Origin of the sequence: Gracilibacillus suaedae (genome assembly GCF_017599345.1) — a bacterium.
GTDB classification, from domain to species: Bacteria; Bacillota; Bacilli; order Bacillales; family Amphibacillaceae; genus Gracilibacillus; species Gracilibacillus suaedae.
In genome coordinates, this window is record NZ_JAGFVL010000030.1 from 77,869 (window position 1) to 93,018 (window position 15,150).

Genomic DNA, 15,150 nt, shown 5'->3' on the forward strand with positions numbered 1-15,150 from the left:
TCATATGACGTATTAGTAGATATATACTGCGAAGTAATGAAAGCTCTGTTTGAAGTAGCGTGGTAATTAGATGTTCGGTCACCTAAGAGATAATTTAGAAATATATAGTGATGATAACTACCACTCCGGCTGCCCACTTCCCTTTCCGTGGGTTTGCCCTTCAGCTAACTTTTTCGAGCCAAAACCGCTCGAAAAAGTTAGCTGAAGGGCAAACAAGTACCACAGGAGTGGAAGTGGACGGCCTTCGTTAAGATATGCTTCACAACACTAATCCGAATCCACCATATGTAGCATAGGGTGCGACTATGCTTAAGAGGGGTCACAGCCGCTTAGCACTGTAATAAAACACAAAAGTTTAGTTCCGTGTGTTCATTTCTTTCTATAATCAGAGAACAAAAATAGCGTAGGCAGAATACGGAGACTCCTGTGGGAACTCACGCGAGCCGAACACTTGGTAAAGTGTTTTTCTTTACCAAGTTAGCTGAGGCCGTGCCCACGGAAAGCGCAGTATTCTGCCGGAGCGGTTTGTCTGCACCTCTAAGTCAAGAATGGAAGAGAGCAAATACATGTCCAAGTTACTTCGCAGTATATGTTTTTTGTGCTTAACTATTTATAAAAGAAAAACTACTAAGTGAAGGTCACTTAGTAGTTTTTGCTCTTTCTATTCTAATATTAAGCACGGGAGACGTATTTGCCGTCTGCTGTGGAGATTACTAGTACATCTCCTTCATTAACAAAGAAAGGTACTTGAACGGTTAAACCTGTTTCCAAGGTTGCTGGCTTGGTTCCGCCGCTTGCTGTATCACCTTTAATTCCAGGTTCTGTTTCTGTTACAGTAAGCTCTACGTTATTAGGCAAGTCTACCCCGATAGTCTCGCCTTCATATGTTAAAATATGTACTTCCATGTTTTCTTTAATAAATTGCAGTTCGCGTTCAATCTGACTTGCTTGTAATTCCGTTTGTTCAAATGAGTTGGTATCCATAAAGGTATGAGTATCACCAGAAGCATATAAATATTGCATTTTTCGATTTTCGATATGTGCTCTATTTACTTTCTCTCCACCCCGGAATGTTTTTTCTTGAATATTACCATTTCGGAGGTTACGTAATTTGGAACGAACAAATGCAGCACCTTTACCAGGTTTTACATGTTGGAATTCCATAACTTGCCAAATACCTCCATCAACTTCTATTGTTAATCCTGTTCTAAAATCATTTACTGAAATCATCTAATTCCTCCTCAAAAATGTTTACGATACTGATAAGCGAATTAAGTCTTTCGGTGAATGCGTTAACCGTTCATTGCCATCTTCCGTAATTAAAATGTCATCTTCTATGCGGCATCCCCCAACATGAGGTACATAGATTCCTGGTTCAACAGTTACCACCATGCCTGGTTCAAGAACCGCATCAGAACGGAACGATAAACCAGGCATTTCATGTACATCTAAACCAAGCCCATGACCAGTTGAGTGACCAAAGTATTTACCATAGCCTTTTTGATCAATATGATCTCTAGTTAAAGCATCAGCTTGTTTGGCAGTTATTCCCGCTTTTATTCCTTCTACACCTTTTAACTGTGCTTCAAGAACTGTTTGATAGATCGTCTCTAATTCTTCTGATATATTCCCAACGGCTAGTGTTCTTGTAATATCGGAAGCGTATCCTTTATACAAGGCACCAAAATCTAATGTTACTAATTCGCCAGACTGAATTTCTTTTGCCGATGCTACACCATGCGGTAATGCAGACCGGTAACCGGATGCAACGATAATATCAAAGCTAGACGATGTTGCACCTTGCTTTCTCATAAAAAATTCTAATTCATTAGAGATGTCGATCTCTTTTACTCCCGGTTTTATGTAATTTAAAATATGGTCAAATGCATCATCGGCAATTTTACAAGCATCTTTTATTATATTAAGCTCATCTCGATCTTTAATCAAGCGTAATTTCTCAATTAAGCCATTTGCAGGAATCAAGTTTGCTTTTATTGATTCATTATATTTTTCATATAACCCATATGTCATGTCATCTTTTTCAAATCCAATCGTTTTGATTTGTAATGACTCTACTAATTCCGCAATAGTGTCTTGAATTGGTCCTTTATGTTCTTTAATATCAAATCCATTTACCTGATCACTGGCTTGCTCCATGTAACGGAAATCAGTAACAAAGATGGCATCGCTACTAGTTATAAGTGCTACGCCTGAAGTACCTGTAAAACCAGTAATATATCGTCTATTAATCGGACTAGTTATTAATAATCCATCGATATTTTCTTGCTTTAGTACATTTTTTAATTTCTCAAGTCGCTTCATCCCTAACTCCCTTTCTATTGATTATTTTCTAAGAAATACATTGCTGCTAATTGATACCCTTTTGTACCTAAGCCAACAATTTGACCACTACAGACAGGAGCTAACATGGAAGTATGACGGAATGACTCTCGCTTATGTACATTTGATATGTGTACTTCAATAACTGGAACAGTAATTGAACTAATGGCGTCTCTTAGCGCAATGCTAGTATGTGTATATGCCCCAGGGTTAAATATGATGCCATGATATTTTCCTTCTGCATCATGTAACCAGTCAATTAACTCACCTTCATGATTCGACTGCTTAGCATCTAAACGGAATTGATATGGTTCCATTACATGTCGTAATTTTTTCTCTATATCCCGTAATGTTTCACTGCCATATACATCTGGTTCTCTTTTCCCTAAACGATTTAAATTCGGTCCATTTAATAAAAGTAATTTCCCCATTTCCTTCACTCCATCTCCAACAAGCTTTCTTCACCATCTTAACATAGTTGGCTAATTATTTTCACCTATATGTTGCTGATAAGCAAAAGAAATAGAATATGCGATGAATACACTATATAAAATGAATAAACAAACAGTAGTCACTACTGTATCACTATCTAACTCAAAAAACGGTGGTATGTTTATAAAAATCGGTTCAAATAACCAAAAAATAATAAACCATAAGACAATTCCAGCCAGTATCCCTGGTAACATACCCGGAAACTTTTTTAATATAACATAATATAACAATGCTAATCCTATGGATATTAAACTAATAATTAATATGGAAATAACTTGGCCTAACCATTGATCAGACCATGCTGACTGTAACCAAGGCCGTAATATTAAGCTTTTCGGAGTTACTTCCGTAAAGTTAAAGTAACCTGCAATGGCGGCAATTGTTCCCCAGATAAGGCCTCCAAAAAAACCAATACTAATTGTTTTAGGAATTAAAGAAGTTTTAGCTTGTTTATTCTCCTTAAGATACACACGTCTCAAAATAATCACCTCAAAAATAGGCTAACCAAAATCAATTTTTTCATGCTAAATGTACTTAAGATCTAGTTATTTTGCTATTTTTCTAATACAATATAAATAAAGCGCTTTACTATTATTGTTTCGAGTAATTAAAAATTTTTTGTATAAAATCCAACAAATAACGGGTATAACTATAGAAAGGACTTTAAATCGTGTATACTTTTATGTAAAGGAGGAAGCTTAAATGAATCGAAACATAGGTTCTATCGTTGTTTATGCATTGATCGGTTTAGCTGTGTTCGGTTTTATCTCTTTCTTAATTACTGACACACTCGGTTTACTTCAATTCCTATTTATATCCTTGTTAATCGGTGCAGCCATTTTTGGTTTAGTATACTTCTTATTTCTAAGAAGACGAACACCAAATGAACTTAGAAAATATCGAAAAGCTGTGAAACAATCGAAACAAAAGTATAAATACCAGCACCAAACTAATCGCACGCAACCTAGTCCAATCAAACAAAATATCACAACAAAGAAATCTACTCGACCATTAAAAACAAGAAAAAATCACACTCACTTGCGAGTCATTGAAGGAAATAAGCAAAAGAAAAAGAACAGAGCATCGTTATAATGGGCTCTGTTCTTTTTCTATAGGGACCATCCAGATAAAAATTTGATTGTTGTCTGATACCCTAATTCCATTAATTCTTGTTTTTTTTCTAATGATATATTAAATTCAGTAGCACTAACTTCATCAATTGGAAAAAACAAAATATCTTTCGCTACATTTTCCTCAATATATCTTGTGTCATAGGCTTTTCTCATCGTACCAATTACTGCCTTTAACATATCCACAGCATTTTTAATTTTGTTATTAAAATAATATTGTGCAGGATCTGTTAATTGTAAACCTAGGATCGGACGATCACGCTTTTCATTACCTCTATCGAATAACCATAATGGGAAATTACTTAAAATCATACCATCGACAATAATGCTTTTTTGTCTTGTGAGGGGATTGATAATTTTAGAGGGACGAAAAAAATACGGTATGGAGATACTGCTACGGACAGCTTTTGCGATGGGAAAATAATCTGCATCTATATGATAATTTTTTTTAAGATCATCCGGAAATACTACAACACGATTGAATGTTAAATCTGCTGCTACAATCTTTAATTTATCCGAGGGCAGATCTGAGAAAGAAACCAAATCTTTCTCCAGCAACTTTTCATCCAACCAATCTTCAAAATAATTACCTCGATATAACCCCATCGTGTTATATAATGTTAACCATTTCAAAAAAGGAAACATGCTACTCCATTTCGATTGATCAAGGAAATTTTCAAGTGGTAAATGCAAAAAAATTTCTTTCATTTCTTTTGCTGTATAACCAGCTGCAATAAACGTAGCAAATAAGGCTCCAGCAGATGTACCAGCTACTCTTTCAAATTGTATGTTTTTTTCTTCAAATGCTTGAATCGCACCTAAAAATGCAAAGGCTTTAACACCCCCACCCGAGAAAACGCCATCAATTTTCATGATATCACCCTATCTAACTGGCATCACATTATATATATACATTTGTACCAGTAGATAGAACTTGTTAATCTAGTCCTTTTTAGACTGAAATTCCCTTAAATCTTTTGCTCGTTTAGGATCTTCTAAAAATTGTACTACATTACCAATGCGATCAATTGAATTCCAACTCAAGTGATGTTCTATTCCTTCAACGTCTGTATAAATATTTTCTTCATCAACGCCAATAATTCTGAGAAATTTCTCCAACAATTCATGTCGATAAACTAATCTTTCCCCCACTTTTTTACCTTTTGAAGTTAAGATCAGTCCTTGGTACTTTTCATAATTCAAATAGTCATCTCTGTCTAATTTTTGTACCATTTTCGTCACAGATGACGGCTGCACTTGCAAAGCTTCAGCTATCGCTGATACTCTTGCATACCCTTTTGTTTCCATTAGTATATAAATCTGTTCTATGTAATCTTCCATTGTCGGTGTAGGCATATATATCCTCCATTACTATATATATTATGTAAATAAAAGCATACAATAGAATGACAGGTGAGACAAGACATCTTTCTTAAAATCCTTAAGTTCGAAATTTTTTTCTTTATTTCACACTATTAAATGGTATAATCCTTTTTAGAGGATTTAATAGAAGAATATTGGGGGATTCAAAAATGACAGAATTATACATTCTTATCGGTATATTAATTGCCTTTATTCTATTTACCGTATACCGCTATTTTAAACAAAAAAAGATACTAAAAGCCCTAACGGAAAATGAATTCCGTGAAGGTTATCGTAAAGCACAGCTTATTGATGTGAGAGAACCGAAAGAATATGATGGCGGGCACATCCTTGGTGCAAGAAACATACCATTAACGCAATTAAAACAGCGTTTAACAGAATTGAGAAAAGATAAACCTGTTTACTTATATTGTCAGAATGGTTCACGTTCCATGAGAGCGGCATTAATTCTCGATAAACAAGGATATAAAAACCTCTATCAGTTACAAGGCGGATACAAAAAATGGACAGGCAAAATCAAGAAAACGAAAAAATTAGATTATTAAGTAAAAGTCGAGTGCTCTCACTCGGCTTTTAAAATTGCCAGATAATATGCTCTTATTCATATTAAAACCCTCTCCATACCAAACAGTATACATAAACTGCGAAGTAACGTGCATGAATTAGAAATGGTCACTTCTAAACATTTTTACTATATAAGTAATAATTCATTCGATTCGAAATGTATAACTCTCGCTAATCTGACCACAATAACAGTACAAATGTATCAATGATAGGATGGGTGTTATGAGTATATCAATTTCAAGAGATGAAACATTTATACAGGAGTACGAAGAAGCAATCAAAACCCCGTCTCAGTTAGCAGATTGGCAATTATTTAAGCAATCTTATCAAATTGCAGAAACCATGAAAGTACCTAGTTTCAAAGATCTTGTCGCACCTAAGTTCTTACCTCATTTAGAATTTTTACCTCATCAACTTGAATGTGCCGAAAAAGTAATTCAACATATGAACGGCAGAGCCTTGTTAGCTGATGAGGTAGGCTTAGGGAAAACGATAGAAGCTGGTTTGATTTTAAAAGAATATATGTTAAGAGGTTTAGTTCAAAAAGTGCTTATTTTAGTTCCTGCTTCTCTAGTTAATCAATGGGCATTGGAGTTGAATCAAAAATTTCTGATCCCCGCGGTGACATCAGGAAAAAGAGTTGATTGGCAAAATACAAATATCCTTATTAGTACATTAGATACTGCTAAATCTGTTAGGCATCGCCAAACAATTCTTGAACAGGACTATGACTTTGTTATCGTCGATGAAGCACATAAATTAAAAAACCATAAAACGAAAAATTTTCAATTCGTCCAACAATTATCGAAAAAATATTGCTTGTTATTAACCGCTACACCTGTTCAAAATAAATTAACTGATATCTTTAATTTAATCAGTCTATTAAAACCTGGTTACCTTGGAACTTATGAAGATTTTATCAAACAATACAAGGAACAAAAGCGAAAAGTGGATGAAGATCCGTATTTGAAACAATTAATTAGTAAAGTAATGGTCCGTAATCGTAGATCTGATACAGGAGTTCATTGGACAAAACGGGAAATTGAAACCATTTGGGTGCCTTTTACAGATCAAGAACTAGAAACTTATCATCAAGTTGAACAATTTTTTAAACATAATACTGCAATTTCTTCCATCACATATGTAAGAGAATTCTGTAGTTCTCGCGAAGCGTGTTACCTTTCGATAAAAAAATGGATCCAGCAACAGGAAACCATAAATCTTCCAGAAGTAAAAGGTTTGTTAGCAGCCATTGAACAGCTACCACATCATGCTAAAGCTTTAAAATTAGTAGAGTTAATCAAATCATCTGATGAAAAATTTATTGTATTTACAGAATACCGAGCTACCCAAATTTATTTACAGTGGCTTTTACAACAAGAAAAAATTCCAGCTGTCATCTATCGAGGCGGTTTCAAAAAAGGCAAGAAAGATTGGATGCGCCAGTTATTTCAAAATCACGCACAAGTAATGATTGCGACAGAAGCAGCCGGCGAAGGTATTAACCTTCAATTTTGTCATCGTTTAATTAACTATGATTTACCTTGGAATCCAATGCGTCTTGAACAAAGAATTGGACGAATTCACCGCTTCGGTCAAGAAAATGATGTGAAAATATATAATTTCGCTTTAAAAAATACGGTAGATGAACAAGTAATGAATTTGTTATACAATAAAATTCAACTGTTCGAGAATGTGATCGGTCACCTAGAACAAATTCTAAGTGATTTGAACCTCCCAAATATAGAGCGAGAAGTGGAACAGATTTTTGAAGAATCTAAATCTGTTGGTGAATCTAAAATAAAATTAGATAACTTAACATCTGTCATTCAATCCTACCAACAAGACAATGAAGCCAAGGAGCATTTACTATGATTACGAATTTAAATGATTTTTTACATCAGTACTTTACGATTCATGATTGTGAAGTCATTACAGAAAGTAATACGGAAATGACGATAAGACTTACACGTGAGCTGGATCAGGTATTAATGAACCGACCTTTTTATTGGCATTATATGGACAAAATCGGACGAGCTGGTGAACCGATGTCCTTATATTTAGATACAAGCACGGAAAAAAAAGATAATAATAAAGAATGGATCCATTTTGGCAGTCCTCGTCTTCAACAAATATTTCATCATATTAAGCAGAATGCCCGCTTTACGATCTTATATGAGGAAACAAATGGTGAGAGTAAAACGCCATTACATCCTTGGTTAGTTACTAATATTATGGTGCATTATCGTGGCAAACAAAAGAAAGAATCGATTCATTCGATTGGACTCCAATTAATTAATGGGATAATGAAAGCAAATATGATGAAACACATGGATGAATTTACAATGGATCTTAGGATGAGTGATTACAGTTTTACAATTTCACCAATTATCAAACCAGTAAGCGGATTAAGAAGAATTTTTAATTATTTGGAAAATTTTTTATTAGAAGAAGATATGCAATGGGTTGAGGAATCCAAAAAAGCTTTGAGTGAAGAGATTCAATTACTGAACTATTTTTTTCATCAACAGGAGGAAAATAAGGAAATACTTGAAAAAGAAAAAGAAAGGCTAACAGAACGTCTAGAACCTCGTATTGAAATCGAGTTTATTAATGCGGGCCTCTTTTATCTGACTGAAAAGTCCAGTCAGATCATTATAAAAAGAGACTATGAGGCTGGAACAAAAGAGTAATTAGATAGGAAAAATACGAACATTAATGTCTGAATACACATACCGCTTCGGCAAAATACTTCGCTTTCCGGGTACGGCCTCAGCTAACTGTGTGAAGAAGAACTTTCACACAGTGGATGCTGTTCCCAGATGATAAAAGACTAAAACATCAGTAGATAGAGCTACTGATGTTTTAGTCTTTTCTTTTCTGAATAAGTAATCGGAAAGCAAATGGCAGTACACCGAACCACTTATTGGAGTACACTACTTCCTGTTGTTTTCTTTCTTCCTTTAGTTTTTTCCGTTCATCTTTTGGTGTATCCATATACTTTACAATTCTTTGCGTCATGTATTTGACATAATCATTGTTGGACAACAGAATCACACCTTCATCATTTTACTGTCATTTTTTCCAACAACCATTTTTTTATGCATTTATTTTGGAAATTATCTCAGAAGCAATTTCTTCCACACTTTTGCCATCTGTATAGATGACGTAATCTGCTACTTCAAGATACTTTGGCAATCGTTTCTCTAGCAGCTGTTGTTTATCTCGTGATTGATTATTCCAGATCGGACGTGAAACATCATCCATTAATCGTCGTTCAATTTCTTCCCATGACGTTTGTAGAAAAACAACTGTCCCATTTGTTCGTAACCATTTACGGTTCAAGTCCTTTTCAATAATTCCCCCACCGGTAGCAACAATCGTATTTTCATTATTGGTCATATGTAAAATATTTGTTTCGTATTCTCGAAACGTTTCTTCCCCTTTTTCTTTAAAAATGGTTGGTATATTCATTTGATAATGTTCCTCGATCATTTGATCTGTGTCTTGTACTGACCACTTTAATGCAGATTGCAGATATGTTGCAATGCTTGTTTTTCCACTTCCCATAAAACCAACTAAATAAATACTTTTCATTTTAGCATCCTCCAAATTTTTCTGTAAAAATTTTTTTATTTTGCAGGAATTAATCAATTGATATCGAATATAAGTATTGTACCATGATAAAAAATGGAGGTGAATAATTATTTGAATAAAGCTTCAGCCATTTCCAATCAAATTCTCCAGGCTGCAATCGACGCTCATGCCTCAGATATTCACTTTATCCCCCAATCTGATGATATCCAGGTCTTTTTTCGTTGTAATGGTAAACGAACCTTTCATACTTCTTTAACAAAGAAACAATATATGATGATCATTGCCTATTATAAGTTCACAGGAAAAATGGATATTGGTGAAAATAGAACGCCACAGCAAGGGGCAATTCATTATCAACATCAAGATCAAACCTACTCCTTACGTCTATCTACATTACCTGCTAATAACCTAGAAAGCTTAGCTATCCGTATCTTACCCCAACACAATATCTATTCCTTGCATCAATTATTTTTGTTTCCGCAACAACTCAAAATCATTCTAAGTTGGTTACATTTTCAATCTGGACTGATTTTACTTACTGGTGCTACCGGATCAGGAAAGACAACAACCTTATATGCTATAATCAAAGCATTTATGAAGGCAAACCACTATCAGACGATAACATTAGAAGATCCAATTGAAAAACCATTAGATAATGTGTTGCAAGTGCAAATTAATGAAAAAGCGGGTATGACATATGATGCGGGTTTAAAAGCAGCTTTACGACATGATCCTGATATTATTATGGTTGGGGAAATTAGAGATCAAAAAACTGCGAAATTTGCTTTTCGTGCCTCGAATACAGGGCATTTAGTTTTATCAACTTTACATGCCAAAAGTGCACAGGGTACTATTCATCGACTGCTTGAAATGGGGATTAAACCAATCGATATTGAACATAGTTTAGTAGCAGTGGCTTCCATGCAATTAGTATCTCTTGAATTACTTAAGCGAACTAATCAACGAGCAGCAATATTAGAAATTTTGGAAGAACAGCATATTTGCCAAATACTTCAGGATAAACCGTATATCGCACCTTTTAGTTTTGAACATTTAAGGAGAAAAGCCTATGCTTATGGATTTATCAAAGATCTTTAAGTGGAAGCAAAAGCTATCCACAACTGATCAATACCAGATACTTTACCGTTTTGAGCAACTATTTCACCATGGGTATAGTCTTAATGATGCTTTGGATGTTTTAATGTGGGACAAACAATACACAACGATTGTAACCACGATTAAATCAGCCTTACAGCGTGGAGAAACTTTTATTGAAACGTTAGAACAAGTGAAATTTAACCCAGAGATAGTTAGCTTCTTAAACATCTCCATCCAACACGGTAACCTTTCAGAAGGGTTACTGCATTGTTGCCAAATGCTTAAGCAACGAAAAGAATTTTTATCGAAACTGAACAAACTTTCACGTTATCCACTTTTTCTCTTCCTTTTCTTTTTATTGATTCTTTACTTCATGAAAAATTCGATCTTTCCATCCTTTTCACAATTACTCGGCTCCAATACAAACGTAAACGGTGTTTTTCAAAATGCCGAGATAGCTATCAACATGATCTATTATGGTACGATCACAGCTTTATTATTAGTCACTTTTCTAACCGTTTGCGGTATTACTATGAAACAATTGTTAACAATCGAATTAAAGATCCAACTGATAATCAGAGTCCCGATTTACAGCAAGTATAAGCGAATGCAAATTACTTATCTGTTTGTTACTCACCTTTCCAGTATGTTAACTAGTGGACTCACGATAAAGGATAGCTTAGAAGTGATTAAATCAGAACAAAAAGCCGATTTAATTCATTATTATGCTTCATTGATTAATGATCATTTAGCACAGGGATATGGCTGTGCCACCATCCTGCCCCAATGTCAATTATTACAAGGTCAACTATCCCAAATAATGTCGAAGGATCGAAATCAAGACCAACTTCAAAAAGAACTCCATATATACGCAGAACATCTCATTTTATCAATTGAAAATTATTTAAAAAAGTGGATCAGCTTTTTACAACCATTTTTGTTAAGCATTTTAGCCATATTTATTATCTTTGTTTACTTAGCTTTAATGCTACCAATGTTTGACTATATGAATTCTATGTGAAAAAGGAGATTAGATTAATGAAAAATAATAAAGGTTTTACCTTGATAGAAATGCTAATTGTCCTCGCAGTGATCAGCATCCTGTTAATTTTGTTTATCCCTAACTTAGCAAGTAAAAGTGAAAATATTAGTGAACAAGGTTGTGAAGCATTGTTAAAAATGGTCGAAAATCAATTAATCGCATATGAACTTGACCATGGGAGGAGACCTGCTAATCTTAGTGTTTTAGAAGAAGAGGATTATGTGGAGTCATTAACTTGTGACAATGGTAACAAAATCATTGTTTATACTGATGACAAAGATGGTGTAACTACAGAGGTTAATAATGCTGATGCTTCCTAATCAAAAAGGATTTACTTTAATAGAGCTGTTAATAGCCTTATCTTCAAGTATCATGATTCTTATTGTAAGTGGCAGTTATGCTCTAAAAACTTATGATGCGTTTCAGTACAAGCAATTCAGCAAACAATTTCATCAAGACATCTTTTATTTACAACAGCTAGCTCTCACCCATGAGGACAACTTTTATCTACACTTTGAACGAGAAAACCATCGATACCTTATTCGTCAAGGTGGATTCGGTACTCAATTAATTGTTCGCGATTATCCAGAAGCATGGATTGTAGAACCCAATACCCTCGAATTCCCCATTGCATTTTCATATAAGGGAAACCTGAAAAAGCCTGGGACTATGAAAATTAAAACGAGGTTTCAAACACATGTTATTACTTGTCCATTTGGCAAAGGTAGATGTTATGATGCAGCCTAAAAATAAACAAGCGGGTTTCTACGTGCTGGAAACACTACTGTCCATTATGATTTTTTTTAGTGCTTGTCTTACGCTAATCCCCATTCAACATCAGCTGATGATCGAGAAAAAACTAATCAGAGAAGAGGATAAAGCCTCCTATTTCCTCTCAAACAAAATGCATGAAGCTATATTAGAAAATTTAAACCAAGGTACTGAAATATACAAGAATGTCATTAGTTCACCTTTGACCTTAACCATTACTTATTCAGATTCAATGATAGAGGGATGTGTCATCTGGGATAATGTTAAGAAACAGAAAACAACGAAATGCCAATATGCGATACCACAATGAAAAAGGGTATATATTGCTCGAATCCTTATTAACACTACTATGTTTGTTTATATTAATGTCATGGTACAGTCAGATATTACTTTTATGGACACATGAGGAACAAGAACAGTTGCCGATGGTTTATCATTTTCATCATGTAATCGAAGTAGAAGCGCAAACAGCACATCAAATTGAAACCAAAAATAATCAGCTTTATTTTATTCAAACCAATGATGACATAGTCACTATTTCCTTTCACCATCAAAAAATACGCAGGCAAGTGAATAGTCGCGGACATGAGGAGATATTACGAGACATAAAAGGCTTTAAGTTAACAGAAAGAAAAGATGATATTGTTATAGAACTTACTACAGATAGTGGTGAACAAATTGAAAAGACATTACTCAAAAAAATACAACAATGAGAAAGGATATATGTTTCCATTAACAAACTTTGTCATTTTACTATTATTACTACTCACATTTCATCAAATAAATCAACTTCAAAATCAAAAAAGAATTCACCAATTAAATGACGAACAGTATAAATTAGAAATGCTATATCAAAAAGCGTATGCGTCCGTACGCCAAGAAAAAGAAGCTCCTCCTTATTCCTATACATTTCCGGATGGTACAATAGACGTTATAGTAACCCAAAATGGTCAAGATAATGCTATTTATCAATTTAAAATAACTACCAATACCGGTGGTTACAGAAAGGTGAACATTTCTATTCCTAATTAAATGTATAAAAAATCCTAATTTCAAACATATTATAAGGGAATTAACGATCAGTAAGACGTTTTTTCAAAAATAGCGAAACTTACCTTTACCTAAGCGCTAGAGACTGTTAACCTCCATCCACTTAAGCTTAAGGTTGGTTCTTACAGACGTTTAGCATCATGGATGAACAGTTACAAATAATTTCTTTACAACAGCTTAGAATAATTTACATTTTTACTATAGTCGTATATAATATGTTTGATACATAGTGATTTAAAAAGGAGGGGGAACAATGGATCGAGTTTTCCGTATGCTTGCTTTTTGGACAGGTATATTTACAGTGATGTTTTACGTTGGTCATATGGAAACAATGGCATATCTATTCCTTGCACAAACGATCTTTTTCCTTGGTGTCGGGTACCTAAAATTGTCTGAAAGAATGTATATGTACTTATTCGCTGCTTATTGTACAGTTTTCTTTATCGGGTTCACTTTCTATACCAACTTCATTCTTGTTCCTGGATTTGGCCATTAAAGCGACAAACGCTCTGATCTCTTATGATCAGAGCGTTTTGACTATGATTGGACAAATGGATTTGTATCTTTTTCTTTTTGAATTTCGGTTTCAGGTCCATGACCAGGATAAACAATGTACTCATCAGGTAAAGTATAAAATTGTTGTCTAATACTCTCTTCTAATTGCTCAAAACTACCACCTGGCAAGTCTGTACGTCCGATTGCTCCCGCAAACAAACTATCTCCCCCAATAACAAATTGGTCATCGTGGAAAACGAACGCTACCCCTCCCGGTGAATGACCAGGTGTATGGCGAACTTCTATGGAAATGCTGCCAAATTGGTACACCTTCATATCTAGAAAATAATCAGCTCTATTTGCCTTTACTAGTTCTACACCAAAAAGTCCGGACCCGTTTAAGTTTGGATCTTCCAACCAATCACTTTCTAATTTATGCATATACACAGGTAGTCGATAATGAGTTCTTACCAGTTCTAGTGCACCGATATGATCGAAATGTGCATGGGTCAACAAAATAGCTAATGGCTCCACTTTCAATTCTGCGATTTTATCGATAATCCTATCACCATCACCAGCAGGATCGATGATAAGAGCTTGCTCATCATATGCGATAATATAACAATTAGTTGATAATGGACCTAAAGCCATCTTTTCTATTCTCATTTATGTACAACTCCTTTTTCCTTATGTTTTAATAGACAAATCCTCCATTTTGTTTTAAAATAAGTATGGATTAGATTTGTATACATATTATAACGTTAATAGTTCATAATGAAAATGGATTGACTGTAAGTAAGGGGGATGAAAATGGAACTAGCATTTATTATTCTTTTGGTAACGATTTTATGTGTCATTGCAGTTGTTCGTGAATTAAAATCCCAAAATATGTTCGGCGTAGCATTTGCAGCTATTTCCGCCTTAGTTTTCGGATTCTTTTCGATTGCAACTCTATACTGGGAATTGATTCGACCATTATTCCAAAGCTGAAAACGCCTAAATTAGGCGTTTTTTTTGTATATTAAATAGGGATTAACTGCATACAATCCATATACTGCGCAGTAACTGGACATGGATTTGCGTTGTTCTATCTTGTTTTTTGAGAAGTGTTGTCATTCGCTCCGGCAGAATACTGCGCTTTCCATGGGCACGGCCTCAGCCAGGGAACTACGGTGAAATATCTTCCTT

Annotated in this window: 22 protein-coding genes; 13 read left to right on the forward strand and 9 right to left on the reverse strand. The window is 34.6% G+C overall.

The window, feature by feature from the left end; genetic code table 11:
* Positions 1-672 precede the first annotated feature (672 nt).
* Genes efp through J5J03_RS07825 form a run of 4 tightly spaced genes read right to left on the reverse strand, consistent with a single transcriptional unit; the run spans position 673 to position 3,302 of the window.
* The gene (gene efp, locus J5J03_RS07810) at positions 673-1,230 is read right to left on the reverse strand and encodes an elongation factor P (protein ID WP_208588372.1); all 558 of its coding nucleotides are present in this window, start codon (positions 1,228-1,230) and stop codon (positions 673-675) included.
* A 21-nt stretch (positions 1,231-1,251) separates the two neighbouring features.
* A complete protein-coding gene (locus J5J03_RS07815) occupies positions 1,252-2,322 on the reverse strand; it encodes a M24 family metallopeptidase (protein WP_208588379.1) in 1,071 nt (356 codons plus the stop codon).
* Between the two features lie 14 nt (positions 2,323-2,336).
* Positions 2,337-2,771: a type II 3-dehydroquinate dehydratase gene (gene aroQ / locus J5J03_RS07820; RefSeq protein ID WP_208588381.1), complete on the reverse strand. Its 435-nt coding sequence runs from the start codon at positions 2,769-2,771 to the stop codon at positions 2,337-2,339.
* Positions 2,772-2,822: 51 nt separating this feature from the next.
* Positions 2,823-3,302, reverse strand: coding sequence for a YqhR family membrane protein (locus J5J03_RS07825; RefSeq protein WP_331460455.1), 480 nt, complete (start codon positions 3,300-3,302; stop codon positions 2,823-2,825).
* A 232-nt stretch (positions 3,303-3,534) separates the two neighbouring features.
* Between J5J03_RS07825 and J5J03_RS07830 the strand changes: the two genes are divergently transcribed.
* Positions 3,535-3,924, forward strand: coding sequence for an SA1362 family protein (locus tag J5J03_RS07830; RefSeq protein WP_208588386.1), 390 nt, complete (start codon positions 3,535-3,537; stop codon positions 3,922-3,924).
* Between the two features lie 17 nt (positions 3,925-3,941).
* Here J5J03_RS07830 and J5J03_RS07835 read toward each other — a convergent pair whose 3' ends face one another.
* Complete coding sequence (locus J5J03_RS07835; protein ID WP_208588388.1) at positions 3,942-4,835, reverse strand: patatin-like phospholipase family protein; 894 nt, start codon at positions 4,833-4,835, stop codon at positions 3,942-3,944.
* Between the two features lie 69 nt (positions 4,836-4,904).
* Complete coding sequence (gene mntR, locus J5J03_RS07840) at positions 4,905-5,318, reverse strand: transcriptional regulator MntR (protein WP_208588390.1); 414 nt, start codon at positions 5,316-5,318, stop codon at positions 4,905-4,907.
* Between the two features lie 176 nt (positions 5,319-5,494).
* Between mntR and J5J03_RS07845 the strand changes: the two genes are divergently transcribed.
* From J5J03_RS07845 to J5J03_RS07855, 3 genes are all read left to right on the forward strand, one after another.
* Positions 5,495-5,890, forward strand: coding sequence for a rhodanese-like domain-containing protein (locus tag J5J03_RS07845; RefSeq protein WP_208588392.1), 396 nt, complete (start codon positions 5,495-5,497; stop codon positions 5,888-5,890).
* Positions 5,891-6,131: 241 nt separating this feature from the next.
* A complete protein-coding gene (locus J5J03_RS07850) occupies positions 6,132-7,784 on the forward strand; it encodes a DEAD/DEAH box helicase (protein WP_208588394.1) in 1,653 nt (550 codons plus the stop codon).
* Positions 7,781-8,602, forward strand: coding sequence for a YqhG family protein (locus tag J5J03_RS07855; RefSeq protein WP_208588396.1), 822 nt, complete (start codon positions 7,781-7,783; stop codon positions 8,600-8,602). Before J5J03_RS07850 ends, J5J03_RS07855 begins: the two co-directional genes overlap by 4 nt.
* A gap of 172 nt (positions 8,603-8,774) precedes the next feature.
* Here J5J03_RS07855 and J5J03_RS07860 read toward each other — a convergent pair whose 3' ends face one another.
* Positions 8,775-8,957 carry a YqzE family protein gene (locus J5J03_RS07860; RefSeq protein ID WP_208588398.1) on the reverse strand — a complete coding sequence of 61 codons (183 nt, stop codon included), beginning with the start codon at positions 8,955-8,957 and terminating at the stop codon, positions 8,775-8,777.
* A gap of 51 nt (positions 8,958-9,008) precedes the next feature.
* Positions 9,009-9,506 (reverse strand): shikimate kinase, encoded by a 498-nt coding sequence (locus J5J03_RS07865; protein WP_208588400.1) that lies wholly within the window; start codon positions 9,504-9,506, stop codon positions 9,009-9,011.
* 111 nt (positions 9,507-9,617) lie between these two features.
* On the opposite strand from J5J03_RS07865, the gene comGA reads away from it, so the two are divergent.
* The 8 genes from comGA (at position 9,618) to J5J03_RS07905 (ending at position 13,963) form a co-directional block, all read left to right on the forward strand.
* Positions 9,618-10,604: a competence type IV pilus ATPase ComGA gene (gene comGA / locus J5J03_RS07870; RefSeq protein WP_208588409.1), complete on the forward strand. Its 987-nt coding sequence runs from the start codon at positions 9,618-9,620 to the stop codon at positions 10,602-10,604.
* Positions 10,576-11,625 (forward strand): type II secretion system F family protein, encoded by a 1,050-nt coding sequence (locus tag J5J03_RS07875; RefSeq protein ID WP_208588419.1) that lies wholly within the window; start codon positions 10,576-10,578, stop codon positions 11,623-11,625. The genes comGA and J5J03_RS07875 overlap by 29 nt, the downstream gene beginning before the upstream one ends.
* 17 nt (positions 11,626-11,642) lie before the next feature.
* Positions 11,643-11,966, forward strand: coding sequence for a competence type IV pilus major pilin ComGC (comGC, locus tag J5J03_RS07880; RefSeq protein WP_208588422.1), 324 nt, complete (start codon positions 11,643-11,645; stop codon positions 11,964-11,966).
* On the forward strand, positions 11,956-12,393 hold the full coding sequence (comGD, locus tag J5J03_RS07885) for a competence type IV pilus minor pilin ComGD (RefSeq protein ID WP_208588424.1): 438 nt from the start codon (positions 11,956-11,958) through the stop codon (positions 12,391-12,393). The genes comGC and comGD overlap by 11 nt, the downstream gene beginning before the upstream one ends.
* A complete protein-coding gene (locus tag J5J03_RS07890) occupies positions 12,383-12,727 on the forward strand; it encodes a hypothetical protein (RefSeq protein WP_208588426.1) in 345 nt (114 codons plus the stop codon). The genes comGD and J5J03_RS07890 overlap by 11 nt, the downstream gene beginning before the upstream one ends.
* Positions 12,678-13,130, forward strand: coding sequence for a ComGF family competence protein (locus J5J03_RS07895; RefSeq protein ID WP_208588429.1), 453 nt, complete (start codon positions 12,678-12,680; stop codon positions 13,128-13,130). Before J5J03_RS07890 ends, J5J03_RS07895 begins: the two co-directional genes overlap by 50 nt.
* Before the next feature lie 10 nt (positions 13,131-13,140).
* Positions 13,141-13,449 (forward strand): hypothetical protein, encoded by a 309-nt coding sequence (locus J5J03_RS07900; RefSeq protein ID WP_208588431.1) that lies wholly within the window; start codon positions 13,141-13,143, stop codon positions 13,447-13,449.
* 271 nt (positions 13,450-13,720) lie between these two features.
* Positions 13,721-13,963, forward strand: a complete 243-nt coding sequence (locus J5J03_RS07905; RefSeq protein WP_018933844.1) for a DUF2626 domain-containing protein — start codon at positions 13,721-13,723, stop codon at positions 13,961-13,963.
* 41 nt (positions 13,964-14,004) lie between these two features.
* Here the strand turns inward: J5J03_RS07905 and J5J03_RS07910 are convergent, their stop codons facing one another.
* Positions 14,005-14,628 carry an MBL fold metallo-hydrolase gene (locus J5J03_RS07910; protein ID WP_208588433.1) on the reverse strand — a complete coding sequence of 208 codons (624 nt, stop codon included), beginning with the start codon at positions 14,626-14,628 and terminating at the stop codon, positions 14,005-14,007.
* A gap of 144 nt (positions 14,629-14,772) precedes the next feature.
* Between J5J03_RS07910 and J5J03_RS07915 the strand changes: the two genes are divergently transcribed.
* Positions 14,773-14,952 carry a DUF2759 domain-containing protein gene (locus J5J03_RS07915; RefSeq protein ID WP_208588435.1) on the forward strand — a complete coding sequence of 60 codons (180 nt, stop codon included), beginning with the start codon at positions 14,773-14,775 and terminating at the stop codon, positions 14,950-14,952.
* The last annotated feature ends 198 nt before the right edge of the window (positions 14,953-15,150 follow it).

Excerpts from the sequence above, each read along its gene's own strand:
- efp (WP_208588372.1), bottom strand. The coding sequence starts at position 1,230 with ATGATTTCAGTAAATGATTTTAGAACAGGATTAACAATAGAAGTTGAT.
- J5J03_RS07815 (WP_208588379.1), bottom strand. The coding sequence starts at position 2,322 with ATGAAGCGACTTGAGAAATTAAAAAATGTACTAAAGCAAGAAAATATC.
- aroQ (WP_208588381.1), bottom strand. The coding sequence starts at position 2,771 with ATGGGGAAATTACTTTTATTAAATGGACCGAATTTAAATCGTTTAGGG.
- J5J03_RS07830 (WP_208588386.1), top strand. The coding sequence starts at position 3,535 with ATGAATCGAAACATAGGTTCTATCGTTGTTTATGCATTGATCGGTTTA.
- J5J03_RS07835 (WP_208588388.1), bottom strand. The coding sequence starts at position 4,835 with ATGAAAATTGATGGCGTTTTCTCGGGTGGGGGTGTTAAAGCCTTTGCA.
- mntR (WP_208588390.1), bottom strand. The coding sequence starts at position 5,318 with ATGCCTACACCGACAATGGAAGATTACATAGAACAGATTTATATACTA.
- J5J03_RS07845 (WP_208588392.1), top strand. The coding sequence starts at position 5,495 with ATGACAGAATTATACATTCTTATCGGTATATTAATTGCCTTTATTCTA.
- J5J03_RS07850 (WP_208588394.1), top strand. The coding sequence starts at position 6,132 with ATGAGTATATCAATTTCAAGAGATGAAACATTTATACAGGAGTACGAA.
- J5J03_RS07855 (WP_208588396.1), top strand. The coding sequence starts at position 7,781 with ATGATTACGAATTTAAATGATTTTTTACATCAGTACTTTACGATTCAT.
- J5J03_RS07865 (WP_208588400.1), bottom strand. The coding sequence starts at position 9,506 with ATGAAAAGTATTTATTTAGTTGGTTTTATGGGAAGTGGAAAAACAAGC.
- J5J03_RS07875 (WP_208588419.1), top strand. The coding sequence starts at position 10,576 with ATGCTTATGGATTTATCAAAGATCTTTAAGTGGAAGCAAAAGCTATCC.
- comGC (WP_208588422.1), top strand. The coding sequence starts at position 11,643 with ATGAAAAATAATAAAGGTTTTACCTTGATAGAAATGCTAATTGTCCTC.
- comGD (WP_208588424.1), top strand. The coding sequence starts at position 11,956 with ATGCTTCCTAATCAAAAAGGATTTACTTTAATAGAGCTGTTAATAGCC.
- J5J03_RS07890 (WP_208588426.1), top strand. The coding sequence starts at position 12,383 with ATGCAGCCTAAAAATAAACAAGCGGGTTTCTACGTGCTGGAAACACTA.
- J5J03_RS07895 (WP_208588429.1), top strand. The coding sequence starts at position 12,678 with ATGTTAAGAAACAGAAAACAACGAAATGCCAATATGCGATACCACAAT.
- J5J03_RS07900 (WP_208588431.1), top strand. The coding sequence starts at position 13,141 with ATGTTTCCATTAACAAACTTTGTCATTTTACTATTATTACTACTCACA.
- J5J03_RS07905 (WP_018933844.1), top strand. The coding sequence starts at position 13,721 with ATGGATCGAGTTTTCCGTATGCTTGCTTTTTGGACAGGTATATTTACA.
- J5J03_RS07910 (WP_208588433.1), bottom strand. The coding sequence starts at position 14,628 with ATGAGAATAGAAAAGATGGCTTTAGGTCCATTATCAACTAATTGTTAT.
- J5J03_RS07915 (WP_208588435.1), top strand. The coding sequence starts at position 14,773 with ATGGAACTAGCATTTATTATTCTTTTGGTAACGATTTTATGTGTCATT.